Source organism: Paenibacillus sp. V4I7 (assembly GCF_030817275.1).
In the GTDB taxonomy this organism is placed as follows: Bacteria; Bacillota; Bacilli; order Paenibacillales; family NBRC-103111; genus Paenibacillus_E.
In genome coordinates this window covers 6,870,762-6,895,527 of the sequence record NZ_JAUSZD010000002.1, presented here as the reverse complement: position 1 = coordinate 6,895,527, position 24,766 = coordinate 6,870,762, and the positions used below count along the sequence as shown (strand labels likewise).

The 24,766-nt window shown below is 46.5% G+C and carries 22 protein-coding genes; 15 read left to right on the top strand and 7 right to left on the bottom strand.

Annotation, left to right across the window (positions count from 1 at the left end):
- Nucleotides 1-45 precede the first annotated feature (45 nt).
- The 8 genes from nikD (at nucleotide 46) to QFZ80_RS32170 (ending at nucleotide 7,939) form a co-directional block, all read left to right on the top strand.
- A complete protein-coding gene (nikD, locus tag QFZ80_RS32205) occupies nucleotides 46-837 on the top strand; it encodes a nickel import ATP-binding protein NikD (RefSeq protein ID WP_307555868.1) in 792 nt (263 codons plus the stop codon).
- The gene (gene cntE / locus QFZ80_RS32200; RefSeq protein ID WP_307551399.1) at nucleotides 834-2,045 is read left to right on the top strand and encodes a staphylopine family metallophore export MFS transporter CntE; all 1,212 of its coding nucleotides are present in this window, start codon (nucleotides 834-836) and stop codon (nucleotides 2,043-2,045) included. Before nikD ends, cntE begins: the two co-directional genes overlap by 4 nt.
- Complete coding sequence (gene nikE / locus QFZ80_RS32195; RefSeq protein ID WP_307551401.1) at nucleotides 2,042-2,842, top strand: nickel import ATP-binding protein NikE; 801 nt, start codon at nucleotides 2,042-2,044, stop codon at nucleotides 2,840-2,842. Before cntE ends, nikE begins: the two co-directional genes overlap by 4 nt.
- A 356-nt stretch (nucleotides 2,843-3,198) precedes the next feature.
- Nucleotides 3,199-4,131: a DMT family transporter gene (locus tag QFZ80_RS32190; protein ID WP_307564296.1), complete on the top strand. Its 933-nt coding sequence runs from the start codon at nucleotides 3,199-3,201 to the stop codon at nucleotides 4,129-4,131.
- A gap of 155 nt (nucleotides 4,132-4,286) precedes the next feature.
- On the top strand, nucleotides 4,287-4,799 hold the full coding sequence (locus QFZ80_RS32185) for an acyl-CoA thioesterase (RefSeq protein ID WP_307555870.1): 513 nt from the start codon (nucleotides 4,287-4,289) through the stop codon (nucleotides 4,797-4,799).
- Nucleotides 4,800-4,982: 183 nt separating this feature from the next.
- Complete coding sequence (locus tag QFZ80_RS32180; RefSeq protein ID WP_307562810.1) at nucleotides 4,983-5,651, top strand: gluconate 2-dehydrogenase subunit 3 family protein; 669 nt, start codon at nucleotides 4,983-4,985, stop codon at nucleotides 5,649-5,651.
- Nucleotides 5,644-7,347, top strand: a complete 1,704-nt coding sequence (locus tag QFZ80_RS32175) for a GMC family oxidoreductase N-terminal domain-containing protein (protein WP_307551407.1) — start codon at nucleotides 5,644-5,646, stop codon at nucleotides 7,345-7,347. The genes QFZ80_RS32180 and QFZ80_RS32175 overlap by 8 nt, the downstream gene beginning before the upstream one ends.
- Before the next feature lie 64 nt (nucleotides 7,348-7,411).
- A complete protein-coding gene (locus QFZ80_RS32170; RefSeq protein ID WP_307562808.1) occupies nucleotides 7,412-7,939 on the top strand; it encodes a DUF3231 family protein in 528 nt (175 codons plus the stop codon).
- A 135-nt stretch (nucleotides 7,940-8,074) separates the two neighbouring features.
- Here the strand turns inward: QFZ80_RS32170 and QFZ80_RS32165 are convergent, their stop codons facing one another.
- Together QFZ80_RS32165 and QFZ80_RS32160 are read right to left on the bottom strand one after the other, a co-directional pair.
- The gene (locus tag QFZ80_RS32165) at nucleotides 8,075-8,353 is read right to left on the bottom strand and encodes a type II toxin-antitoxin system death-on-curing family toxin (RefSeq protein ID WP_307562806.1); all 279 of its coding nucleotides are present in this window, start codon (nucleotides 8,351-8,353) and stop codon (nucleotides 8,075-8,077) included.
- A gap of 30 nt (nucleotides 8,354-8,383) precedes the next feature.
- Nucleotides 8,384-9,190, bottom strand: coding sequence for a hypothetical protein (locus QFZ80_RS32160; protein WP_307562805.1), 807 nt, complete (start codon nucleotides 9,188-9,190; stop codon nucleotides 8,384-8,386).
- 247 nt (nucleotides 9,191-9,437) lie between these two features.
- On the opposite strand from QFZ80_RS32160, the gene QFZ80_RS32155 reads away from it, so the two are divergent.
- From QFZ80_RS32155 to QFZ80_RS32145, 3 genes are all read left to right on the top strand, one after another.
- A complete protein-coding gene (locus QFZ80_RS32155) occupies nucleotides 9,438-10,193 on the top strand; it encodes a GTP pyrophosphokinase (protein ID WP_307555872.1) in 756 nt (251 codons plus the stop codon).
- Between the two features lie 76 nt (nucleotides 10,194-10,269).
- Nucleotides 10,270-10,497 (top strand): DNA-binding protein, encoded by a 228-nt coding sequence (locus tag QFZ80_RS32150; protein ID WP_307562804.1) that lies wholly within the window; start codon nucleotides 10,270-10,272, stop codon nucleotides 10,495-10,497.
- A complete protein-coding gene (locus QFZ80_RS32145; protein WP_307562802.1) occupies nucleotides 10,494-10,934 on the top strand; it encodes a DUF6526 family protein in 441 nt (146 codons plus the stop codon). Before QFZ80_RS32150 ends, QFZ80_RS32145 begins: the two co-directional genes overlap by 4 nt.
- 130 nt (nucleotides 10,935-11,064) lie before the next feature.
- Here the strand turns inward: QFZ80_RS32145 and QFZ80_RS32140 are convergent, their stop codons facing one another.
- Nucleotides 11,065-11,994, bottom strand: a complete 930-nt coding sequence (locus tag QFZ80_RS32140) for a DNA-binding domain-containing protein (protein WP_307562800.1) — start codon at nucleotides 11,992-11,994, stop codon at nucleotides 11,065-11,067.
- A gap of 4 nt (nucleotides 11,995-11,998) precedes the next feature.
- The gene (locus QFZ80_RS32135; protein WP_307562798.1) at nucleotides 11,999-13,270 is read right to left on the bottom strand and encodes a sensor histidine kinase; all 1,272 of its coding nucleotides are present in this window, start codon (nucleotides 13,268-13,270) and stop codon (nucleotides 11,999-12,001) included.
- Between the two features lie 231 nt (nucleotides 13,271-13,501).
- On the opposite strand from QFZ80_RS32135, the gene QFZ80_RS32130 reads away from it, so the two are divergent.
- The 4 genes from QFZ80_RS32130 (at nucleotide 13,502) to QFZ80_RS32115 (ending at nucleotide 21,500) form a co-directional block, all read left to right on the top strand.
- The gene (locus QFZ80_RS32130; RefSeq protein ID WP_307562796.1) at nucleotides 13,502-14,767 is read left to right on the top strand and encodes a cation:dicarboxylate symporter family transporter; all 1,266 of its coding nucleotides are present in this window, start codon (nucleotides 13,502-13,504) and stop codon (nucleotides 14,765-14,767) included.
- A 26-nt stretch (nucleotides 14,768-14,793) separates the two neighbouring features.
- Nucleotides 14,794-16,221, top strand: a complete 1,428-nt coding sequence (aspA, locus tag QFZ80_RS32125) for an aspartate ammonia-lyase (RefSeq protein ID WP_307562794.1) — start codon at nucleotides 14,794-14,796, stop codon at nucleotides 16,219-16,221.
- Between the two features lie 54 nt (nucleotides 16,222-16,275).
- Nucleotides 16,276-17,703 carry an NAD-dependent malic enzyme gene (locus tag QFZ80_RS32120; RefSeq protein WP_307551425.1) on the top strand — a complete coding sequence of 476 codons (1,428 nt, stop codon included), beginning with the start codon at nucleotides 16,276-16,278 and terminating at the stop codon, nucleotides 17,701-17,703.
- A gap of 239 nt (nucleotides 17,704-17,942) precedes the next feature.
- The gene (locus QFZ80_RS32115) at nucleotides 17,943-21,500 is read left to right on the top strand and encodes an Npt1/Npt2 family nucleotide transporter (protein ID WP_307562792.1); all 3,558 of its coding nucleotides are present in this window, start codon (nucleotides 17,943-17,945) and stop codon (nucleotides 21,498-21,500) included.
- Nucleotides 21,501-21,770: 270 nt separating this feature from the next.
- Here QFZ80_RS32115 and QFZ80_RS32110 read toward each other — a convergent pair whose 3' ends face one another.
- Genes QFZ80_RS32110 through QFZ80_RS32100 form a run of 3 tightly spaced genes read right to left on the bottom strand, consistent with a single transcriptional unit; the run spans nucleotide 21,771 to nucleotide 24,761 of the window.
- Nucleotides 21,771-22,730: a FecCD family ABC transporter permease gene (locus QFZ80_RS32110; RefSeq protein WP_307562790.1), complete on the bottom strand. Its 960-nt coding sequence runs from the start codon at nucleotides 22,728-22,730 to the stop codon at nucleotides 21,771-21,773.
- A gap of 41 nt (nucleotides 22,731-22,771) precedes the next feature.
- A complete protein-coding gene (locus QFZ80_RS32105) occupies nucleotides 22,772-23,785 on the bottom strand; it encodes a FecCD family ABC transporter permease (RefSeq protein ID WP_307562788.1) in 1,014 nt (337 codons plus the stop codon).
- 4 nt (nucleotides 23,786-23,789) lie between these two features.
- A complete protein-coding gene (locus QFZ80_RS32100) occupies nucleotides 23,790-24,761 on the bottom strand; it encodes an ABC transporter substrate-binding protein (RefSeq protein ID WP_307562786.1) in 972 nt (323 codons plus the stop codon).
- Between the last annotated feature and the right edge of the window lie 5 nt (nucleotides 24,762-24,766).

Sequence of the window (24,766 nt, the reverse complement as noted above, 5' to 3'; positions counted from 1 at the left end):
GAATTGCGCAATGTGTTGCAGGTGAGCGGCCTGCACGTAAAGGTAATGACGGAGCAGGGAACGCTTTCCCTTGTTCACAATATCGATTTAGAGCTGAAACCTGGTCGTGTGCTTGGTCTTGTCGGAGAAAGCGGCAGCGGCAAATCAGTCACGTGTCTTTCCATCTTGCAGTTGCTGGACCAAAAAACAGCATGCATGGAAGGTAGTATCCGATTACACGGTCGCGAGTTGAATGGGCTCAGGGCCGAGGAGATGCGGTGTATTCGTGGGAAAGAGATCGCCCTCATTATGCAAAATCCGATGAATGCCTTCTCTCCTGTGTTTACGATCGGCGATCAATTCGTCGAAACGATCCGTACGCATACCGCTCTAACCAAAAAACAAGCGGTCGATTTGGCGGTCGACTCTTTACAGGATGTGAACTTGCCGGATCCTTTCGGGCTCATGCGGCGGTATCCGTTTCAATTGAGCGGGGGGATGCTGCAGCGGGTTATGATTGCTGTCGCGATGTGCCTGCGGCCCTCTGTCCTTATTGCTGATGAACCGACCACCGCACTGGATGTGACGAATCAACTGCAGGTGCTGCGTCAACTCAATCGCATTCGTTCCGAACATGGTACGTCAATTTTATTGATCTCTCATGATTTGGGGGTCATTGCGGAAATGGCTGACGATGTGGCCGTTATGCAGCATGGACGGATTGTTGAAAAAGCAGATGTCTACGAGCTATTTGATCATCCGCAGCATGCGTATACGAAGGAATTGCTCGATGCCAGACCCAAGCTGCAGATTAACCAACAGATCAACCAACCGACCAAGGAGTTTGTATTGTCATGAATGCTATGCAGCAATCTGAGATTGCTTCGCAGGGTAGTCCCTTTGGTGCGAAAGCGATGCAGATTTACCTCGTTACCGCCTTATTTTTCACTAGCAGCCATATCCTTCTGATTCTGCTGCCGCTTAGCTCGCACAAGCTTGGAGCAAGCCCGTCGCAGATCGGACTGATCATGGGTGCTTATATGTTTACTTCGATGTTTTTACGGCCCGTTGCCGGTAAAATTGTTGATAAACTCGGTGCAAAGCGGATACTCGCCGCAGCGTTAATTCTTAATGTAGTAGTCATCTCCATGTATCTTATTCAGGAGCTATGGGTTTACGCTCTGCTTCGAATTGCTCAGGGCGTGATTCTTGCTTTCTTCTCCATGGTATCGCACCTGATGATCATCGAGGCCTTATCGGAGAAAGCTCGCGGGCAGGGGCTCTCCCTTTTCTCACTCTCGTCGATGCTGCCTTACACGTACGGACCCTTTCTCGCTCTTTATTTTGCAGGAAAAGTTCCCATACCTTACATCTTAATGGCCTTGATTCCGATCAGTGTGATAACACTCCTCATTGGTATGAACGTCAAGCTGCCTGAGCGTCGAAATAATAAGCCTATCGGTTCGCAAGCTGCTGCGAATTTGCGAAGTGAGGAGCTTTATCAAGGATGGAAAGATCGGAAGCTGCTGCTTCCATCCCTATCGATGCTGCTAGCTTCGGCGATCATCGGAACGGTGGCGGCTTTTCTCCCGCTTTATCTAGAGAGACGCGAGTTGCCGTATGCAGGATATTATTTCATGACCGAAACCGCTGTTCTTATTACATTACGCTTCTTCGGCAGAAAACTCATTCCGACAAACGGTCGTTTTCCTGTTCGTGCAGCTGCTCTCCTCATATTCCTCATAACGGTCGCCGTGTGTTTGGTTCGAATGGCTGAATCGCTGCCTGTGATCCTGCTTGCCGCAGTTTGCAATGGAATAGCCTTGTCGATGCTGTATCCAACACTGCTGACCTATGTTTCGTTCATTGTGCCAGAACGGTTCAGAGGCAGGGGGATCGGGCTGTTCATCGCAGCCGCCGATTTCGGAACATCGGTAGGTATTTGGGGGATGAGTCTGATTGCGAATGCGTATTCGTACGAAGTCATGTTTTCCGGTTGTGTGGTTATCGGGGTGGCCGCCCTGCTGCTTATCCTACTAATGTCTAAACAGGAGGTGAAGAATTGAGTTTGCTTCAGGTGAAGGACGTTACTCATAGTTATGGAGCACCCCATCTGTTCTTTAAGGAGAAGAAGCGGGCAACAGTGCTTTCCGGCGTTACTCTTTCCATCGAACATGGCAAGTGCTTAAGCCTTCTCGGAACGAGCGGAGCAGGTAAAAGCACGCTGGGCAAGGTCATCTTGGGACTGGAAAAACCGCAGAAAGGGCAAGTTTTTTTTCAGGGGATTGATGTTTACAACACGGACTCGTCCACCCGCAGGAGACTTCGTCGAGATCTTCAAGTGGTTTTTCAAGATTGTTATTCGGCTGTTAATCCGCGAATGAATGCGGAACAAATTATCGGAGAGCCACTGCAAAACTACGAGACATTATCCCAGAAGGAGTACAAACGAACGGTCGGAGAGCTTCTGGAAACAGTCGGGTTGAAATCGGATGACAGGCACAAGTATCCTCATCAATTTAGCGGCGGACAACTGCAAAGAGTCAACATTGCGAGAGCGATTGCCTTAAAACCGAAGCTGATCGTACTCGATGAGGCGGTAAGCAGCCTGGACATGGTGAATCAAACGAAAATTTTGCAGCTTTTGAGCGACCTGAAATCGGCGTTTGGCCTCTCTTACCTATTTATCACTCATGACATTAAAGCAGCTTACTCTATTTCTGATGTTCTGGCCGTGATGGAGAAAGGGGAAGTGGTCGAGCTGTGCGAAGATAAATCGCAGTTTTTTCAATCGCCACACCCCAGTGTGAGGAGTTTGGTTAGCTCCATTCTTTCGGAGCATCCGCGTAATCGTTCCGTCTAACTTCCCACGAGACAACCTTCACGCCGTGACGAATTATGGTCGAACAAAGACACCCGAGAGGGTGTCTTTTGCTTTATGAGGTACTTAATTGGGAGGATAGGGTAGGATGTTTTCGCTATACAGAGAAGTTAGGACGCAGGAGCGAAATTTTGAAATGTATCATTGGAAATCTGATTATTAAAGATAAACAGTTTGGTTTGAGTGAACAAGAAAATAATTGTAATGATCTAATAGAATGGAAGCAAAGAGTGTAGTAAGATGATAGGTACTAGAAGACACCGTCTTAGGTGTCTTTTTGTGGTGTAATAAGATTATATTAGTTAATAATCGATAGAGAGTAGGCGTGCATCATCTTGGTGAAGTCGGAGAAAACCATTTATTTTATTTTAGCTATGGTGGTCATTTCGTGGGGTTTAAATATTGTAATGGTTAAATACCTTACACAGTTTATCTCTCCCATGCTTGTAGCTGCAATTAGGATGCCGCTCGCTGGAATTGTGTTGCTTCCGTTTGTATTTAAAAAATATGGATTCTATAAACCTAATGCAAAGCAGTGGGGACTTCTTTTTCTTATAGGGCTAACATCGATCTTCTTTCATCAGTTGTTTTTAGCTTATGGGGTTGTAACAACTACAGCTACAAATGCATCGCTGATCCTAGGATTAAATCCGCTAACTACCGCGCTGCTTGCATCCATTTTCATTGGGGAAAAATTCAGTATGAGATTGGGCCTCGGTATTCTGTTTGGATTTTCAGGGGTCGTTTTGGTTGTAACCTCCAAATCGGCAGATAGTTCGGTTGGTTTATCTGGATGGGGTGATGTCATCATGCTTCTATCCATGTTAGCTTATGTTGTTGGTGCATTGTTCATCAAGAAGTTGTCGACAACCTCCATGCCAACTTTAGTTGTCACTACCTATTCCACGCTAATTGGGGGAGTCATGCTAAATCTGGGTACAGTGACTTTCTTTGGGCCTTCGTCGTATGCACAGATTCATTTGCCAGCCATGGCTTGGGCCGTTATGTTGATGTCAGCTTGGATAGCATCTTCACTGGGTACACTAGGGTGGAATCAGGGTATTAAATTTCTAGGCGCCAATAAAACAGCTATGTTTCTAAACGGGCTGCCTTTTGCCAGTATGGTTGGGGGAATTATTTTTTTGGATGAAAAAATTGGCTGGATTCACGTTGTGGCTTTTATACTTACTACGGTTGGTATTGTGATAGGGACTTTAAAGAAAAGAGATAGCAGGCTTCCCTCTGTAGGTGGAAAATCTGTTAATACCTAAGCGAAAGCGGAGGGAGCATTACTCCATACAAAACAAATAAAACACTATCCATTTATATGAATTGGGTAGTGTTTTTTTATCAAAGCATAGCGGCATCATGAACGGGGAAAAATGTCCGAAGTGACTACATTTTGTAAGAAAGTTGTGTGAATATGTTGGAAAAGAAATATGTAAGAGAAACACGATGTTTTAAAATTTCCAGAGTTTTTCCAACGGATGTCAATAACCATAATACCTTGTTTGGAGGCAAGCTAATGTCTTATATCGACGATATTGCTTCAATATCTGCTACCAAATTATGTCGTGTGACAACTGTGACAGCTTCTACGGATTCCGTTGATTTCCTACACCCTATTAGGCCAACGGATTCTGTATCCTTAGAGTCTTTCGTCACATGGACGGGCAAGAGTTCAATTGAGGTATTTGTGAAAGTGATCAGGGAAGATTTAAGAAGTGGTGAGAGGAAGATCGCCGCGACCTCTTTTCTTACTTTTGTTGCCTTGGATGAGCAGAATAAGACGATACTTGTACCTCGTATAATACCTGAGACGGAAGAAGAAATAAAGCTGCATGAAACGGCTGAGCATAGAACGGAAATGAGGAAACACCGCCGTGAGGAAAGCAAGAAGTTCGCTGACTATTTGGTAACTCAGTATCCATGGGAGTAATATTTCTTAAGCTGCAAAAAGAGCTTTGCCAAGTGATCGTTGGCAGGCTCTTTTTATTGTGTTTGGCAACAAATAGGAATATTTCGATTTGCCTGCAGCTAATGTCTATTATTTTGACATAGTGAGCACAGATTCAAATATATGTAGATAGTAACGACTCGACTAAATGGGGTGGTGAGTTTAATGTCGCGTTCCAATGGAAGCACTGGCACAGGGGATATGAACATCAAAGCGACCTTTCAAGCGCTAGTAGATACGATTATTCCGCCTACCCTTCGACAGGCAGAAGCGATAGGAGCAATCCCTATAGCCGGGGCGGTTCAGCTTTGTGTGGATGAATTCGTGATGAACGAAATCGATCATTCGCAATTTGTTCCTATAAACGATGAGCATCGAATTCAGATTCCTCTTTCGAGGTTAACAGCTCAATTACTTGATATGGGGGCTGAGCAATTAATTCGGAGAGGGCTAGCTCAACATCCCTTAAGCCCTTGGATTTTCCCCGGAGGCGGACTGTTTTCCGCTCTGTCCCGCGATGATAGGCTGCAAACATTGGCTCTACTAGATCGGCTCGAGATCCCTCTCCACTTGATGCCTCCTCCTTATCAAAACAACCCCGGAATGATACAAACCATGATAGATTCGTTAACTCAATTAACGATGTTCGGTTACTATTCAGAATGGTTCGGGTATGGAACAACCCGTCTCTCTCCTCCGGCCTACCGACAGGTTGAGTTTTTTCCTCCGGGTTGGCGTATGATTGGTTATCCCGGGCCGGCATTCGGATACCGTGATTTTCGTGGATTTTTATTAAAATATCCGCATGCTAAGGGGGAATATTCGAATGACTGACCCTGATGTTATTGTGATCGGTTCGGGTGGCGGTGGAGCCGTGATTGCCAAAGAGCTTGGGGAAAAGGGCCTTCAGGTCTTGGTGTTGGAGGCAGGTCCCTGGTATGGGAATTCACAGTGGCCTGATCCGAATACGAACCGCGGAGCTCAAAGCAGCTCCAAACCGGATGATTTGAATATATTCCTTTTCAAGGAGCAGTACAACAAGAATGAAGATGAAATGAATGACTTGATCACAGGGAGACTTCGCTGGGGGCCTGCGGATAGAAATCGCCCTCCGTGGTTCCGGAGTGTAACGGAGCGAGGGTTTGTTTGGCAAAATTCCGGCGTAGGAGGGACGACGCAATCTTATCTTGCCAATTCGCCCCGCGCTTTTCCCGTGACGGTTGATCATGTTTGGCCGATTTCTTATCGCGAACTTATTCCTTATTATGAAAAAGTCGAAGCGACGCTGCCGGTTGAGTTTGCTCCAATGACTTCCAAAGAGGAGCTGTTTTTTTACGGTGCAAAAAAGGCCGGCTGGCAGCTGATTCCCACATTGAATGTGACAGTTCCTGGCTATCGCCCGCAGCCCAACGCCATTTTGCCTCCGAATAAGAACCTTACCAATCCAGATTATTCCGTTGAACAGTTGTCTTGGATGCAAGGTTGTACTCTTGCCGGTCATTGTATCAACGGATGCCCGCACGGGCCTTCTGTGGATAAAATTGCAAAGCGTTCAACCAACGTTAGCTATGTCCCGCTAGCCTTAAAGACAGGCCGTGTAACCATAAGGCCCAATGCCTTTGTCACCCAAATTTTGACGGAAACTCATCTGACGGAAGGCTTGCGAGCAATTGGCGTGCGCATACGGGAAACATGGACAGGGGAGACAGAAGAGATTAGAGCCGGAGTCGTGGTCATGGCTACGGGAACGATCGAAAGTCCCCGGCTTTGGCTAAATTCTGGTTTGCCCAGTAATCCATGGGTTGGACGGGGGCTGGTTAATCATTATTTTGACTGGGTCACGGGTATGTTCGATGAAAAAGATCTGGTCGCCATTCTGGGAAGTCCGGATATCAATCCCTTTGTTGGCCATACATCAGGGGGGAGGCTTGACTATCCTGGACTTGGATCCATTCAGGTTACAGGGATGAGCCCCGGACTAAGCGCCTCTATGAGCTATGGATTAAGTCAGTCTGGATACAGCTCCATGCAGCCGCCCCTTACCGGTATGCCATGGTATGCTAAAGGCCGAGTTATAGGGCCTGAGCTGCAGCAATGGATGGAAAACTATCGAAGAACGTTAAGCATAGTTATATTTGCAGACGATGAGGTTAATTATAGAAACGGGGTTACGGTTGATCCTGCAAATAAGGATGAAAATGGACCTGTCCCGAAGGTGAGCTATGTTCCCGGACAACGGGGGAGTTGGAACCGTAACGAACTGGTTAAAATCGCCGTGGAAATTTTGCGGAAAGCAGGAGCCAAGAAGGTGCTCCGGACCGACTGGCCGGCCTCTCTGATGATACATATGGAAAGCACCATGAGGATGGGGTTTGTCGTAGATGACAGCTGTGAATCCTATCAGACAAAGCGGTTATATATTGCTGATAATAGTGTGCATTTTAACGCATTGGGCGGGGCGAATCCAACGCTTACAACGCAAGCTCTCGCTACACGAACAGCTGACAAACTGGTTGAAAAATATTTTTAATGAATGAAATGAAATAAAAGCCAAACAAATGGGAACGCTAACTAGCAAAAAAGGAGCTGCGAACATGAATATCATGGAAGTACTCAATGATGCGATTAAGCCGTTTCTGGATGGTGAAAAACCGCCTTTAAACGTCGGAGAAGTCATGAATCTGTGGTTTTATTTGACTGCAACGGATCAAACAATGCGCGGTGAAAAGGTGTCTTTTAATATTGTAGAGGATCTAGAACTTAAGGAGAAGCTGAAAGAAGTCATTAACGATGTTCATGGTCCAATTTTTGCAGAGCTAACTGAGTTTTTAAAAGCAGAAGGCGTCCCGGTGCCCGAGGCAACGCCGGTTATACCGATTGGCGATTTTCGAAATATTCCGGAGGGCTCCAAACTGTCTGATGAGGAAGTAGCGAATCTTCTCAGCTTCAATATTGTACTGGGAATTTCTTATGCTTGCCGGGGCATGACAGAGGCAGTACGGCCGGATGTTGCGGCAATGTTCGCCAAATTTCAGATGAAGAAGTTTACATACGCGATAACGTTAAAAGATGTATTAATGAGAAAAGGGTGGTTTAAAGCACCTCCGTATTTCAAACCATAAGCCTTTGCAAGGTAGTTTAGGAAGCGTTAAGCAGTACTTTGCTAGTATAAGCATAAAAAGCACCTGAGAGGGTGCTTTTTTGAGTTGTATGGGTGTTAAAGCGAGGGGAGATGATGAACTTTTGGGGCAGCCTCATTAGTCAATGGGCACTGTATGTCTCCTGAATATCTCAGCTACGTCATCGAAAGAATATTGGTGGTTAACCATGTCTACTGTCAAATCTTCCGCAGCCTTGTTATCCATCGAGAAACGATAATCGTTGTAACGGAGAAAGGTGACTAGTGCAGTAAAGGCTGTACGTTTGTTCGCATTTTGAAAGGGGAGATGTTGTCCCAAGAATTCGAACAAAGCTGCTGCTTTTTGATAGATGCTTGGATAAGCAACATCTCCAAAGGCTGATGATTGCGGGGGCAATAAAGCAGACTCCTTATCAGCGACTCCAACCTACGGGATCTGAGCCTTAATCGCTGTGAGTGCATCACTTATCTTCGTTTCAAGCTTAAAGATGCTTTCTTTTTCTGCATTCATTTGACGGGATAGAGAAATCATGGAGGTGAGTGAGCTTTGAACAGCATTCGTATCTTCTTTTTTTGCTCCTTGTTTAAATGCGGTCCATATCGGGGAGAGGCTGTTTTGGATCGTTTTGATAGCACCTTGCTTAGCTTTGATTTGTACGTTTATGGGGTCAATGTCATTCAGGCTGCTGCGGATTTTTTTCGTCGCCTTGGATGCTTTGTCTTTAGCGGCTTGGGAAGCTTTTACCTTGGCGCTGATGTCGAGTCGAGCTAGTTGTACGGGTATTTTCATAGCAGCAGCTTGGAATCTTAGCAGTGCGCTCAAGCTCTTGCTTTTCAGCGCTCGGGCGGCTTCGATTTGTTTGTTTAGCGCGGCGTATTGAGATAATAAGGGCTGGTGCCGAGCTCTTGTTCGCGTGACCTCCTCCTCCAATTTCGCCAATTTGGCGGAATCGATATCTTTGGCCTGTTTGCTAAGCTCTGCCGATGTATCCTTATTTCTGCTATGCAGCGTATTGATCTTGGCTTCCCAGTCCTGTTCTTGCTTCTGAAGGTTGAGGAATTCGGTGTATAGCGAACTGATTTTACTAGCTTGGGTTTGAGGCGCGCCGGCAATCGTTTTGTCGAGAGAGGATTGAATCGTGGTTGTGATTTCGAATGAAGCGGCTGAAGCCAATTCGGCTGGAATGGCCGAGGCGAGGGCTAAAGCGGTGAGCAAAGCGGTGAAATTTTTCAATAGACAACCTCCTTCAAATTTGGAAATGGATATGAATACAACAAAAAAAGCACCTGCAAGAAAGGCCATCGGCCTTATCTTACGGGTGCTTCCGTCGTAAGTATTCACTCGAATATGATAGGAGTACTATACCAAGACGCCACAGAAGATGTCAATACGAACACCAAATTTGCACCAAGTGATACATGTGCATTACACTAGCTAGGACTGGTAAAATAACCACGACCAAAGGATGGAAACAACCATGATGAATCAACTTTCGATCAATGATTTAAAACGATTCAAGAACGAACTGACACGATTTATGATGACGTATAAGTTCGCACTGGATGAGATAGAGACCAGAATTGAAATTCTTGTGCAGGAGTTCGAAATGCTGCATGAATATAACCCGATTGAACATACTAAATCACGCTTGAAGTCCCCGGAAAGTATCTTTCACAAGCTCAATAGAAAGGGAGGCGATCTCTCGTTCTCAGGGATTAAGGAGAGTATTAAGGACATCGCAGGGATGCGGATTACGTGTTCGTTTGTCTCTGATATTTATGTCATAAGCCAGATGCTGAAGAGTCAAGGCGACCTTAAAGTACTAGATGAAAAGGATTATATTAAGAACCCAAAGCCTAATGGCTACCAAAGTCTTCATTTGATCATCGAAGTGCCTGTACATATGTCGGATCGACTAGAAAGTGTGTGCATCGAAGTTCAGATTCGAACGATTGCAATGGACTTTTGGGCAAGTTTGGAGCATAAAATCTATTATAAGTTCAATCAAGGCAATCAAGCTGTACCAGCGCGGCTTCTGGATGAATTAAAGCAAGCGGCTGCAGCCGCGTCAGCTTTGGATCTGCAAATGGAACGCTTGCATGCCGAAATTGAAGTCATTAAAGAAGAGCATTCGGAAACAATGGACGATAAGTTGAATCGAATTATTATTAACAATCAGCAATTTGCCCTGCCACAAGCGCTGCTGGAGCTTTTAAACGATGAGGATGTGAAGTAGTATCCGCTAATTGGATGATGCCTCTTTTAATTTCTGTGGTATAATTAAAGTAACGGAATTAGAAGGGTGCGAGCATATGAATACTTTTGAAGACTGGAATCAAAAAGTGAAGTCAACGTTCAACGCTACAAGTAATGAAGAAGTACTAACCGTTATGGAAGCGGGAGAATCATTAGGTCTTTCTAAAGATCAGATGAAACTGTATGTGGACAAAAACAAATTAACCAAAGTGCCAATTATGAGAAGTGTACATCGGTACCTTTTATTAAAAAGTGAGATTGATGAGATTGTGGGGAAATCATGAAGAACGACAATCAAAACTATGCGAATCATCGTAGAATACACCCGCTGTATCACTTTGTATTTACTTTGCTTTCGTTAGGATTGGTGATTTTATCCGTCACCCAGCTTATTAAGTCGGTGCAATCCGGGGATCAAGTGCTGCCCGCGATTCTTTTTCTACTCATTTCGATCAGTATAGTCATTGTACTTATAATTGTTCGTACCTATCCTTTAAAAGCGCAGGATCGCGCGATACGGGCAGAAGAAAATCTCAGGCATTATGTGTTGACCCAGAAGCTGCTGGATACCAAGCTCACGATGGGGCAAATTACAGCTTTGCGCTTTGCTTCCGATGAGGAGTTTCCTACACTTTGTAAGAAAGCTTCTGCTGAGCAGTTATCGCCTGACGCGATTAAGAAGTCGATCAAGAGCTGGAGAAGCGACAATTACCGAGTATAGTGCGGCTCCTTTATGTTAGAAAAGTAGAAAATGGTGGTGCAAGGTTTATTCTTGCTCCGCCATTTTTTTTTGCGATCGCATCGTTGACTCCCGGATTGAATATTCCGGGTCAAATGATACGGAACCTACCTCACAGCTGGCTAATCAATTTTTTGGCTTCCAAATAAAGCACCTGAATAAACTTTTTTGTATTTTGTCGGATGATACTTTGAGATTCATCTTCCTTATTCTCCAATTCCCTCATTCTTTTGCGGACATCGCTTAGATCAAAAAATTTGTTCGAGTATTCCTCAAACTTAGGATTCGAATAATCAAGCAATCCAAGGGAGGCTAGGTTTGTTAGCGCTTGGTTCACAGTCCGTCGTACCCGCTGCTCGGCTGCTTTGACTTCTTTTCTCAAATCGCTGTCGGAGGCTGAGGGAGTTAATTTTTTTTCGGCGACGTTTTGAAAAATTTCATGAAGCGGTGGAAAGTTAAGCGCGAGCGGTTGATTCATATCGGCACGATACAAATAATCTAGCATCTCCAATAAATCTTTGCAGCCGGATTCACCGATTAATCCAAGGTCCGATAAGACATAATTCCCGCTTGTTACTATTGTTTTTGCACTGGAAGTCGGATCTTTCTCCGTAAGGACGCCGTTCATGCCGATGGCGCTTAGTGATTTCTGAATGTTTCTTATGGATTGGTGCAGCCTAAGCAGCTCGGAAACCTTACGAATAACGGCGATCAATTCCAATCGGTTGATCGGTTTCGTGATATAATACTCAATTCCGCAGGAATAAGCCAACCCAATCATTTCCTTCGACTCTACTTGAGAAATCATGATGATTTTGCCTTCGAACTTACCGGAAATCTCACGAACGGTTTCTATACCGTCACGATCAGGCATCAATAAATCGATAAGAACGATATCCACTTGTTTGAGGGCAAGTAGATCGCTGTCAATGTGTGCCCCATCTGGGGCTTCACCTACGATACTTCCCAAATCCTCATCCTCGATAATTTGCTCCAGCATGTAACGTACGGCCGGATCGTCATCGATAATAAAAAAACGCATAAGGCTATTCCTCCTTTCCTATCTGGCTCACTGGCAATGTGATGATGAAATTAGCACCAACCCCATCACTGCCGGCTTGAACCCGTATGGTTCCATGAAGCAGCTCGACTTCTTGTTTCACGAAAGCGAGCCCTATACCCGTGGAAGGGTTGCCGGATTCATCGTATTTCGTAGTAAACCCTGGCATGAAGATCCGTTCATGATGCTTAGGCGCAATACCCGGACCGTTATCAATAACATTAATAACGATATCATCTCCGTTTCGTATCACGCTAATCCTGATACAGCCCGACTCCCGAATTGCTTCAACGGCATTAGTCACTAGGTTATTGAGCAAGGATAAGGTGGCATACACGTGACATAATGGGAATTCGCCATCGATCTGGAGTGAGAATGCAATCTTCTTGCTGAGGGATCTGGCATATTTCTCATTAGAACGTAAGACGATTCCGGCCAATTCATCCATGGGTAAGTAATCGCTATCATGTGAAATTAAACCGGACAACCCCGCATAAATCCGTTGATTATCTTTTTTGATTTCATGAACCTGACCGGCGATTCGGAGTGCTTTTTGCGACAAGTCATCGATCCCCTGTAGATGTACATCCTTTAAAGACCGATAGAGTTCATAGCTAACCCGCGTTATATATTCCGCATTGTGCAGCGTTTTCTTCAACTGAATAGATTCTTCATAAAGCTCGGAGATAAGCATGATCATCTTCTCGTTTTCTTTGCGCTGTTGCTCTTCGGCTGCCCTCGAATGTCGCAACTTCACGATATTGAAAATACCTAGCACGAAAAAACTGCGAAAAAAAGCAATTAATGCAATCTGATTCCAGGTGGTAAGAGAAGTCATCTCGGTGATGGATGTATATCGAAATAGTAGTTCCGCCGACGTCGCGGCGATTTCAATCGAAACGCCCAGAAAGCCGACTATAAGCGGCCGATTATGATACCGGTTCATACGAACGGCCGTGAAGACGATTCCATAGGTCAGGTAGTAGAAGAATACCGGATAATGATGATGAAAGGAAGCGGACCAGTTCCAATCTGAGTCAAGGAACGCCTGAAGCCCTGTGCGAAAGAGTGCAACGGATATCCCGACAAGAAGACCTGAGATAAGAGGGGATGGAGTCCGCAGCCACAACAGGAAAAGGAAGAAGGTGGGGGTGCCTAAGCTAACCCGAAACTCATCTCGAAACGGATAGAAATTCAACTCGCCTGCGATGGGAACCGAAATGATCATGAGTATGAGCAGGAACCATTTTTCCTTCAAAGTTCTTGTTTCCCTCCTTCTCACATGAAGTAAAAGTCATTCGACATAGTTTGCGTTATTCCTTCTATACCTATAGCTTACTTTTACACACGTATATTTTTTGAAAAAATAAAAAAGAGAAATTGTAGATTCGTCTAGCTTTCTGTAGATTCCCCACTAAGATGAAATCTATTAAAGCGTAACCAAAAGCTTTCATGAAAAAGAAAGCGCTTAATAAAAGGGGGAATCATAATGAAAAAATTCGGATTAGCATTTCAAATTTTGTTTGGTCTCATTTTGGGGATTATCGTAGGAGCTATATTTTTCGGAAACCCAACTGTTGAGAGCTACTTAAAGCCATTGGGCGATATTTTCATCCGTTTGATTAAAATGATTGTCGTTCCTATCGTCGTTTCTTCGCTTGTTGTCGGAGTAGCGGGCGTTGGGGATATGAAAAGGCTGGGCAAGCTTGGCGGAAAGACAATTCTTTATTTTGAAATCGTAACGACGATTGCCATTATTTTTGGATTAGTCGTGGCCAATATATTGAAGCCTGGAGCAGGCGTCAATATGTCTACGCTTGCCAAGACGGATATTAACAAATACGTCGAAGCGACGGAGAAGGTGACCAGCCACAGCTTCATTGATACGTTCGTCAATATCGTTCCAAGAAACGTGTTTGAATCTTTTGTTGCAGGGGATATGCTGGCAATTATTTTCTTCTCGGTATTTCTTGGCTTGGGCATTGCCGCAGTTGGTGAGAAAGGGAAACCGGTTTTATCATTCTTTCAGGGGCTCTCCGAATCGATGTTTTGGGTGACCAACCAAATTATGAAATTTGCACCTCTTGGTGTTTTCGGATTGATTGGTGTGACGGTATCCAAATTCGGGATAGGCTCCTTGGTTCCACTAGGTAAGTTGGTGCTTGCTGTGTACCTTGGAATGTTCCTGTTCGTGTTCGTCGTACTTGGCTTGATCGCAAAGCTTTGCGGCACCAGTGTAATGACCATTATTCGCATACTCAAAGATGAGCTGATCCTCGCTTTCTCTACAGCAAGCTCGGAAACGGCCATGCCTAAGATGATGGAGAAAATGGAAAAGTTCGGTGTACCGAAAGCCATCACCTCTTTTGTCATTCCTACGGGCTATTCATTCAACCTGGACGGATCTACGTTGTATCAAGCCATAGCTGCTCTATTTATTGCTCAAATGTATGGCATTGACATGTCGATCAGCGCTCAGATCACTTTGATGCTTGCTCTGATGCTCACTTCCAAAGGGATTGCTGGTGTGCCGGGTGCATCTTTTATCGTGCTGCTGGCTACCCTGGGATCGGTTGGGATTCCGCTCGAAGGACTTGCTTTTATCGCAGGAATTGACCGTATTCTGGATATGGCCCGTACGGCTGTCAATGTGATCGGCAATTCGATTGCCGCGGTTGTCATGGCGAAGTGGGAAGGGCAGTACGATAACAAAAAAGGAAAGCAATATGTAGAGTCTGTTAAGAAAGCTGCGTAATTGAAATCACTTTGGGGGATACGACAATGACAACAGCTCAGTTAAGGGTGGAAAAAGACTTTCTTGGTTCAAAGGAAGTACCTATAGATGCTTATTTCGGGATTCAAACACTGCGTGCAGTCGAAAACTTCCCGATAACAGGTTACCGCATTCATGAAGAATTAATTCGTGCTATGGCAACTGTGAAAAAAGCGGCAGCGGTGGCGAACATGGAGATCAGGCAGTTGAACCCTCGCATCGGGAATGCTGTCGTTCAAGCGGCACAGGAGATTATTGATGGTAAATGGCATGATCAATTCATCGTCGATCCGATACAAGGCGGAGCGGGTACATCCATCAACATGAATGCCAACGAGGTCATCGCCAATCGGGCTATCGAACTGCTCGGGGGTATAAAGGGAGATTATTTTGCAGTAAGTCCCAATACGCATGTGAATATGGCTCAGTCAACCAATGATGCGTTTCCAACCGCGATTCATATTGCCGCACTCTCTCAGATTGAGAAGCTGCTGGTGACGATGGAACAGCTGCTCGAGGCGTTTCGCAACAAAGCCGTTCAATTCGACAGTATTATCAAAATGGGCCGGACCCATCTGCAGGACGGCGTACCCATTCGACTGGGACAGGAGTTTGAGGCATACAGTCGGGTGCTGGCTCGCGATATGAAGCGGATTAAGCAAACACGTGATCATTTATATGAAGTCAACATGGGCGCAACAGCCGTTGGAACTGGTTTAAATGCAGACCCGCGCTACATTAAGCGGGTTGTAGAAGTGCTTGCTGAGCTGAGTGGACTGCCGCTTATCAATGCCGAACATCTGGTGGATGCGACGCAGAATACGGATGCTTACACCGAGGTGTCGTCTGCATTGAAGGTGTGCATGATCAATATGTCCAAGATTGCCAATGACTTGCGATTGCTCGCTTCAGGACCTCGCGCCGGTCTCGGGGAGATTCAGCTGCCTGCACGCCAACCGGGTTCTTCTATTATGCCTGGCAAGGTGAATCCAGTGATGGCGGAGGTCGTCAATCAAGTAGCCTTCCAGGTCATCGGCAACGATCACACGATATGTCTGGCGTCCGAGGCGGGACAGCTTGAGCTTAATGTGATGGAGCCTGTGCTGGTGTTCAATTTATTGCAGTCGCTTAGCATGATGAATCAAGTATTCCAAGCATTCCGCGTGTATTGTTTGGAAGGGATCGAAGCTAACGTGGAGCGCTGCAAACAATATGTGGAGCAAAGTGTAGGCGTGATTACGGCGCTTAACCCACATCTCGGCTATGAAGTGGTGGCGCGTATTGCGCGAGAAGCCATTTTAACAGGAAAGCCTGTTAGAGAGCTCTGTCTGATCTACAATGTTTTGACGGAAGAGGAACTGCAGATTATTCTTGATCCTTATGAGATGACAAACCCGGGGATCGCGGGAGCTGAGCTGCTGGAAGGCAAGCAATAATGCTGAAAGGAAAGGCTCGATTAGAGCAAAATTAAAGGGAGAGTGAACAGGAACATGTCAGTTCCAAGCGGTGCAACGACTTATATGATTTTTCGGCTTCAAATAGATAAAGAGTTAACCTCGCTCGGCGATATCGCTGCTACCATAGAAAAGACAGGGGGAGACATTGTAGGCATAGATGTCATTTCTTCCGGTCGCACGAGTACTGTCCGCGATATTACTGTGAATGTTTTCGATCAAACACATAGCCAGCTTATCGGCGAGTCTCTTCGAAGTCTAAGCGGTGTAAAGGTGATTCACGTATCGGACCGTACCTTCCTTGTCCACTTAGGTGGGAAGATTGAGATAAATTCGAAAATTCCAGTCAAAAACCGTGACGATTTGTCCCGGGTGTATACCCCTGGGGTCGCTCAAATTTGTACCGCCATTGCGGAAGAGCCAAGCAAAGCCTATTTGCTGACGATCAAACGGAATATGATCGCAGTGGTATCCGACGGTACGGCTGTACTTGGGCTTGGCGACATCGGACCGTTGGCCGCGATGCCAGTGATGGAAGGCAAAGCGATGCTGTTCAAACAATTCGCGGGCGTGGATGCATTCCCAATCTGCCTTGACACGAAGGATCCGGACGAAATCGTCAGCATCATCAAAGCGATAGCTCCAGCGTTTGGAGGCATCAATCTAGAGGACATATCGTCGCCTCGCTGCTTTGAGATCGAAGAACGGCTGAAGCGTGAACTCGATATTCCCGTGTTTCATGATGACCAACACGGGACGGCTGTCGTGCTGCTTGCCGGATTGTTGAATGCGCTGAAAATAACAGGCAAACAAATGTCGGACATTAAAGTTGTTGTTAACGGCATTGGGGCGGCAGGTATCGCTTGCTCTAAGATGCTGCTCGCCGCTGGCGTGCGTAACTTAATCGGAGTGGACCGCTATGGCGCGATTAACCGAAATACACAGTACGACAATGCGCATTGGACCGAGTTTGCCCAGATGACGAATCCGAACTTGGAAGCAGGGAGTTTGTCCGACGTTATCCAGCATGCGGATGTATTCATTGGCGTTTCCGCTCCTAACATTTTAACAGTAGATGATGTTCGATCCATGGCGAGGGACCCGATTGTCTTCGCGATGGCGAACCCCATGCCGGAGATCGATCCCGAGCTTGCCAAGCCCTATGTGAGAGTGATGGCTACAGGGAGATCTGATAAGCCGAATCAAATCAATAACGTTCTTTGCTTTCCCGGTATTTTCCGCGGCGCTTTGGATTGCAGGGCGAGTGAGATCAATGAGGAAATGAAGCTGGCGGCTGCTCAGGCTATTGCATCCGTAGTAACCGATGAAGAATTGAATGAGACTTATATTATCCCAAGCGTTTTTAACCAGAAAGTGGTGGAAAAGGTAAGGGAGGCAGTTGTTGAAGCAGCCTATCGTACAGGGGTGGCACGCAAGAGCATGAGAGATCCCAATAAGGAGTAGAACAGTCCCCAGTTCTTCGCCTTAAAAGAGAAGATCTGCAAGGAAATCGTCATAGCATAGAACCGTTCCATTGCTGGGGCGGTTTTTTTGCATTTTTTAGCTGATTTAATTCGGTTGAGTTTCGTAGTATTGTGACGGATTGTGTCTCTTTTTTTTAATAAATTAGTTATTTAATCCTAGGACTTCTGGTACAATTTCATTAGGCGTCTTTAAGCGTCGATTCTAAAATGAGGTGTATCATGAGCCGTATGATGTTTAGCAAAACTTATCAGATCTTTTTACATAAATTCGCTGAAGATAAGCAAGAGTATGGGAAAGTTTTTCTCTTATTCGCTTATTTATTTTGTGTCGTTTCAGCCTCAACCATCGGGAGAACCGCGGCAGATACGCTTTTTTTAAGCCGGTTTGATAATTCCTATTTATCTCTGATGTACTTGCCTCAGGCCCTGGTCATGATCATGGCGGGGATCCTTTTTCAGCGATACTCACCGAAGGTTCGGTTGGAAAGCCTCATGAAGATCCTAATTCCGCTAATCTCCGTACTGGTTCTAGTTTCTAGGTTTGGTGTGGGACTAGAGCTGCGTTGGGTGTTTCCTGTTATCTACATCGGCTATGACGTGTTTAATTTCCTGATGATTGTTTGTTTCTGGCAGTTCGCCACATCAGTGATGAATCAGAGGAAAGCCAAGCAGATGATTGGAATCGTAGGAAGCGGGGGGATTACGGGGGGGATTTTAAGCGGGTTTGGGCTAAAAGCACTCGTTCCGCTCGTAGGCACAGCGAATCTGATTTACTTTTATGCGGGTCTACAGCTGCTCGGTTTGGTGGCCGTTTATTTGATCTTAAGTTTCGCTAAGGAATCGATAGAAGCCAAACCGGCTCAGCCTAGGACAACAACGGCGAAGCAGGCCGTACGTCGGAAATCAGGTTTATTCGCGAGCGTTCCTCATCTGAAATATGTCGCCATTTTATCTGCAGCACTCGTATTATCTCTCACATTAATTGATTATCAATTCAAGGTGATCCTGAGAGGGACCTTACAGAATGAGGCCTTGGCTGGGTTTATGGGCAGCTTCTATGGGTTCTCCGGGTTGATTGCTTTATTTGTTCAATTGTTTATATCCAGTCGCATCTTGACGCGATTCGGCGTGATGACCGCCTTGCTTGTCTTCCCGATTACCTTAATTGCTGGCAGTTTTGGTATTTTAGTCCTGCCTGTACTGGCTATGGCTGTAATCGTGAAAGGAAGCGATAAAGTTGTCGGGGATACTCTCTACTCCTCAGTGAGCCAATTAGTGATGTTCCCTGTTCCACCGGAGTGGCGGGGCAGAGCGAAGAGCTTCCTAGATGGCATTGTCCGCAATGGGGCCAAGGGGTTGGCTGCCATTTGTTTACTTATCGTAACGCGGCTGCTTGCTCCTGAACAATTGAGTTATATCGTGCTGGTTTTGCTTGTGATTGGAATCGTTGCGGGGATAAAGGTCAAGAAAGCCTATCTGCATACCCTCTTATCTAATCTCAAAACAGGGGGAGACGATCTCCAGAAGGTTGAACTCAATCTAATGGACCCTGCTAGTCGGCAAATCCTGATTGATGCGCTATCCAGCTCAGATAAGCAGCAAGCTTTGTACGCCTTCGGTCTTTTACGAGAGATGGACTCCTTCGACCTAACGCCTCATCTAGACGGACTGCTGCATCATTCAATTCCTGAAATGTGTATGGAAGCCTTGGCCTATGTGGAGCAAAAGGTGCCGGACGGCTTCGAACCTATCTTGCAATTCTTGGTGGCAACCGAAAACAATCAGGTGAAAGCTAGGGCAATAATGGCGCTAGCAGCGTATGCCAATGAGGAATATGTAGATGAAATAACCGTTCATCTAGAAGATCAATCAGTGGAGGTACAAGCAGCTGCCATCGCTGGTTTGGTGAAATATTATAGTATTGAAGGTATGTTTCGAGCGGTCGGGAAATTGAAACAAATGATGGAAAGCGGGCATGAAGAAGAACGGATTGCGATGGCTGCCTTATTTGGACAAATTCGTGTGAAAAATTTCTATAAACCGCTAATTTCTCTCTTACAAGACAGCAGTCCGCAGGTTCGAATTCGCGCTTTAGAATCTGCCGCTATTCTGCATGTACCTCCGTTAATTGTACCGATAGTTGCGATGTTAAAAGACAGCCAAACCCGGCGCTACGCCACCCAGGCCCTCGCTGCTTATGATGAGCAGGATATTTTGCCACAGTTAGCGCCTTATTTGAACCAGAGAGAAATTGGCTTGTATTTACCAGCCGTATTCGAACGAATCGCTACGCAGAGAGCCTTCGATATGCTGTTCGACTGCTACGAGGCTGCCAACTACGACATGCGTGATCGCATTTTGGAATCGCTGCTTCGTATGCATAAGAGACTACCTTTTGTGGACAGCCACAAAGTAGAGACTTATATTCTCCGGGAATTAAAGCTGCATGGGCAGTTTGCTGAACATGGGGCGAGCATTGTTGGGATAGAGGGCTGCTCGGACATCAAGAATATCATAAGAGAAATTCGAACAGCGATCAGTCGACGCATCTTCCAGTTGTTATCGCTCATCTATGAAGAGAAAACGATGCAGGCCGTCTATATCGACTGGTCCGAAGGGGATTCCAGGCAGCAGGCCAATGCGGAGGAAGTGATCGATCAAACGCTTCGAGGAAGCCTGCGCACGGAAATGACGACATTTATGTCAGGCTCAAGCGTGGTGGTTAGGAATTCCGTAACGGACATGCCACTAAGCGAACAGTTGAACTGGTTATCCGCGCAAGGGGATGATTGGCTCAAGCAAGCGATACAGCATCTCACCATGGACAAGCCCAGAACTTCACCAAATGAGGATCTCTCGGATTTGATGCATCGCGTGCATTTGCTCCGCCATGTATCTTTGTTCCAAGGGATGATCAGCAGAGATCTCTCTGTTATTGCACGGCGACTACATAAACTGAGTGTTCAGAAGGGGGCAGTCATCATTCAGGAAGGGGATCTAGGAGATTCCCTGATGATTATGGATGGAGGTCGAGCCGGCGTATACCGAGGTGGGCAGCCGCTAGGCGAGCTGAAGCGGGGAGAATGCTTCGGTGAAATGGCGATTCTGACTCAGGGAGCCCGAACAGCAACCATTAAAGCCGAGGAGGATGTTCTTCTGTGGCGACTGGATTCCTCTGTTTTCTACGATATGATGTTCGATCAGACCAGCATTGCGGTTGAAATGATGAAGCTGCTGTCCCGCAGGTTGCGATCCGAATTGGAGCGGGGACAGACAGCGGTTAAGTCTGAACTGGAGCAAAGTCACGCAGAAGTCGCAGCCACCCTGCAATTGCCTGTAACCAAGACAGCAGAAGGCTTAACGAAGGACGAAGTCATTTTACGGCGGATTCTCGTGCTGCAAAAAGTAGATTTGTTCGTGCATCTAGCTCCTGAGGATTTCATTTGGCTCGCTCAAATGGTGGAAGAAGTTGCCTACGAACCTGGAGAAGTCATCTGCCGCGCAGGTGATTTCGGAGATACCATGTATGGCATTATCGAAGGAAGCATTCGTGTGCATAGAGGCAGTGAAGAGTACGCGGTTCTACAGGAAGGCGCGTTCTTCGGTGAGATGGCGATTATCGACAGCGGTCCTCGTTCGGCTGACTGTACGGCGAAGGAAGCTACCGTCCTGCTGCAGCTTCATCGGGATCTGGTGTTGACCTTTTGCTTCCAGAATATTGATGTTCTGCGAAGCATGATGAGAGTTATTGCGGATCGGCTGCGTGGTATGAGTTAAGGTAGACAGTAACCCGCAAAGGAATAGGGACCATATACGGCTTATGCTGATCTTTTGGATGAGAGCGCTAGTCCAGGTTGATGCGTAACATGCAAGGGATGACTCCTGGTCAAGGGGTTGTTGTATTTTTTACAACTTTAGGCCAGCTAATCCGCGTTTTCCCCAGGAATGTTGCAGTAAATACAACAATTTCTCCCCAAAGTATCTGACTTTACTCACCGGCAAAAAAGGATGCAAACCGTGAATCGGTTTTGCATCCTCTTTGGTGTATTACCCTCTACGCAGACGCTCCCTACGCAGCAAGTAGATAAAATAAGGTGCGCCGATGACGGCGGTCATGATGCCCACAGGCACTTCCCGCGGGAGGATAATGATGCGGCCGAGCAAGTCTCCCAGCAGCATCAAATCGGCGCCGATCAAGGCGGCTAGCGGGATCAGCCATTGATGCCGAGCGCCGACGATGCTCCGCGCGATATGGGGCGCGATCAGGCCAATGAAGCCGATCGCGCCAACGGCCGACACGGAGATGCCGGCGAGAGCAACGGCAAGCAGCAGCAGCCAGAAGCGCTGCTTCGCGATGTTCAGCCCGAGCGAGGTGGTGATATCGTCACCAAGCTGAAAAATATTCAGCTTCGCAGAGTTCGCCCACACGATAGGCAGGAGCCCGGCGATCCACGGCAGCAGCGTGTACACATCGTGCCAGCTTCGGCTCCATAAGCTTCCGGACAGCCAGAGCAGCGCCATGTTGATGTCGCTTGGGTGTCTGATAATCAAATACTGTGTGCCGGCTTGAAACACAGTCCCAATGGCAACGCCTACCAAGGCAAGAGAGGCCGGAGGGAGTGTTAATCGCCGACTTAACAGCAGTAGAAGAAGGAATGCAGAGAAGGCACCGACGAACGCAGCAATCGGCAAGAAGTAACTTGGCGATTTGGGAAAGAGAAAGATAACAGCCGCAGCCATGAATCCAGCCCCTTTGGTAATCCCAATAACATCAGGGCTGGCAAGCGGATTTCTCACCAAGCTCTGTAGAATAACGCCGCCAACCGCTAGACCAAATCCCGCTAAAATTGCAACCAAGATGCGTGGCAATCGAACCTGATGCACGATGAAATAAGACGGACTCTTCTCATCCATGAATCCTGCCCATACATCTCCAAGCGGGATCCGCACGGCGCCCACATGTGCATAGATGATAGCGAGCACTATCATAATTGCGCATGCTGACATCAGGGAAAAAACAGGTTTTCGCATTGTTCGTGCTATCCTCTTCACCGCGCACCTCCTTGCTTGCGAGCTAAGTAGATGAAGTATGGCGCGCCAATCGCAGCTGTCACAATGCCAACCGGTGATTCGAATGGAAAAGCGATAAAGCGGCTGAGGAAGTCGGCGTATAGAAGCAAAATCCCCCCAAGTAGAGCTGTAAACGGGCCAAGAATCGTTAAGTTCGGGCCGACCATGGCGCGAGCCATGTGCGGAACAAGGAGACAAACGAAACCAATCGGACCACATAAGGCTACTGCGGATCCGGCGAGTACGATGACGAGTAGAATACTGATTCCACGCACGAGGTTAACACGTTGGCCTAAACCTGCCGCAATGTCGTCATCCATTAGCAGCAGCTTGAATGAGGGGAGCATGAAGCTGAATAGCATCATGCCGCCTACAAAAAAAGGTAAAATGATGCGAACTTCCGTCCAAGCCGCTTGATTCAAGGAGCCAACAAGCCAGAAGATCATGCTGTCAGTGGCATGCTGATTCATGATAATGAAGCCTTCCGTCAGCGAAGACATGAGGAAGTGGATGGTTATCCCGGCTAGGGCTAAACGCACGTATTGCTGACGTCCCGTTCCTGCTAATGACCAAATGAGCAGCGCGCTTAGGGCTGCCCCTGCGAATGCGAAGCCAATTAGGCCTATATTGCCAAAGTGGGGTAAAACGACAAGTCCCACCACCACGGCCAAAGCCGCTCCGGCATTAATTCCGAAAATGTGTGGGGATGCTAGTGGGTTCTTGGTTGTTAGCTGTGTAAGCAATCCTGCTAAGGCTAACTGCATGCCTACGATACATGCCATGATGGCACGTGGTAAACGTAGTGTTTGGATGTAGAGGTGAGCTTTGTCATTGCCTTGGTAGGTCACGGCCTCGATCAAGGTGCGCCAGGAGACCTGAGCCTGGCCCCATTTCAAACTACAGATCACACCCATCATCATAATGAGAATAGAGATAGAAAAAAGGAAGAGCAGAGGCCATTTACGGCTCTGCTTCTCATATGTAGGATTCATTGGACTATTGCCCCAAATTCTTCACGATATCCTCGAGGATTTTCTCAGATCCGAGGAATCCACGCGATAGAGACCAGTCACGTCGTTCTACAGTGAACACTTTTTTGTTCGCTACAGCGTCAATTTTTTGCCATAACGGGTTTGTTTCCCATTGTTTGATGATGGTTTCTTTTTCCGTAGGCAGCAGGAACAGGACTTGCGGATTGGCTTCAACCAGTTGTTCTAGCGTGATCTGCGGATAAGCGGCAGTATTTTTAATAGGGTCCGTGTACCCTAGCATCGCTAGGAAGGAACCGCTATAAGCGTGATCAGAATGAGCGAAGAATCCTTTGGGATTCACAACTGCGGGAAGAACACGAAGATTCGTTGAACCTAGTTTCTTTTTCAAAGACTCAACCATTGTTTGATGCTCAGCTAGGCGTTTCTTGCCTTCTTCTTCTTTGCCAACGGCTTTAGCGATAATTGCAACGTTCTTGAGCATTTGATTGTAATCAGCTTGGAAATCATCTAACACCAGAACCGGAGCAATTCCTTTGAGCTGGGGAATGGCATTCTTGTGTTTGTTTACGTCGACAATGATCAAATCGGGTTTAAGTGAACTAATTAGCTCAATGTTTGGCTCATAGCGGGAACCAACAGATTTGTATGTTGTCAACTGACTTTTTACTGAGTCCATGAATAGATCAGGGCTGTTGTCGTCAGCAATACCAACAGGCTGTACGCCTAACGTGACGAGGATATCGGTGAACCCGAATTCCATCGTAATAATGCGTTCAGGTTTCTTAGGTAGTTCGACGGTTCCAACCGCATCTTGAACCGTAATTTTACCCTCGGATTGAGCACTAGGCTTCTGGCTTGCTGCAGCCGGTGTTGTTGCAGCTGATTCGGTATTCGTCGTTTTGCCACAAGCTGCAAGGCTTATTGCAAATACGCTGATCAGTGCGATAAGACAAAGACGAGCGATATGGTTTTTCATTTTCG

Coding starts and splice junctions, on each gene's coding strand:
- nikD (WP_307555868.1), top strand. CDS start 46: ATGACGGAGCAGGGAACGCTTTCCCTTGTTCACAATATCGATTTAGAG.
- cntE (WP_307551399.1), top strand. CDS start 834: ATGAATGCTATGCAGCAATCTGAGATTGCTTCGCAGGGTAGTCCCTTT.
- QFZ80_RS32180 (WP_307562810.1), top strand. CDS start 4,983: ATGTCGCGTTCCAATGGAAGCACTGGCACAGGGGATATGAACATCAAA.
- QFZ80_RS32175 (WP_307551407.1), top strand. CDS start 5,644: ATGACTGACCCTGATGTTATTGTGATCGGTTCGGGTGGCGGTGGAGCC.
- QFZ80_RS32170 (WP_307562808.1), top strand. CDS start 7,412: ATGAATATCATGGAAGTACTCAATGATGCGATTAAGCCGTTTCTGGAT.
- QFZ80_RS32155 (WP_307555872.1), top strand. CDS start 9,438: ATGAATCAACTTTCGATCAATGATTTAAAACGATTCAAGAACGAACTG.
- QFZ80_RS32150 (WP_307562804.1), top strand. CDS start 10,270: ATGAATACTTTTGAAGACTGGAATCAAAAAGTGAAGTCAACGTTCAAC.
- QFZ80_RS32145 (WP_307562802.1), top strand. CDS start 10,494: ATGAAGAACGACAATCAAAACTATGCGAATCATCGTAGAATACACCCG.
- QFZ80_RS32140 (WP_307562800.1), bottom strand. CDS start 11,994: ATGCGTTTTTTTATTATCGATGACGATCCGGCCGTACGTTACATGCTG.
- QFZ80_RS32130 (WP_307562796.1), top strand. CDS start 13,502: ATGAAAAAATTCGGATTAGCATTTCAAATTTTGTTTGGTCTCATTTTG.
- aspA (WP_307562794.1), top strand. CDS start 14,794: ATGACAACAGCTCAGTTAAGGGTGGAAAAAGACTTTCTTGGTTCAAAG.
- QFZ80_RS32120 (WP_307551425.1), top strand. CDS start 16,276: ATGTCAGTTCCAAGCGGTGCAACGACTTATATGATTTTTCGGCTTCAA.
- QFZ80_RS32115 (WP_307562792.1), top strand. CDS start 17,943: ATGAGCCGTATGATGTTTAGCAAAACTTATCAGATCTTTTTACATAAA.
- QFZ80_RS32110 (WP_307562790.1), bottom strand. CDS start 22,730: ATGTCAGCATGCGCAATTATGATAGTGCTCGCTATCATCTATGCACAT.
- QFZ80_RS32105 (WP_307562788.1), bottom strand. CDS start 23,785: ATGAATCCTACATATGAGAAGCAGAGCCGTAAATGGCCTCTGCTCTTC.
- QFZ80_RS32100 (WP_307562786.1), bottom strand. CDS start 24,761: ATGAAAAACCATATCGCTCGTCTTTGTCTTATCGCACTGATCAGCGTA.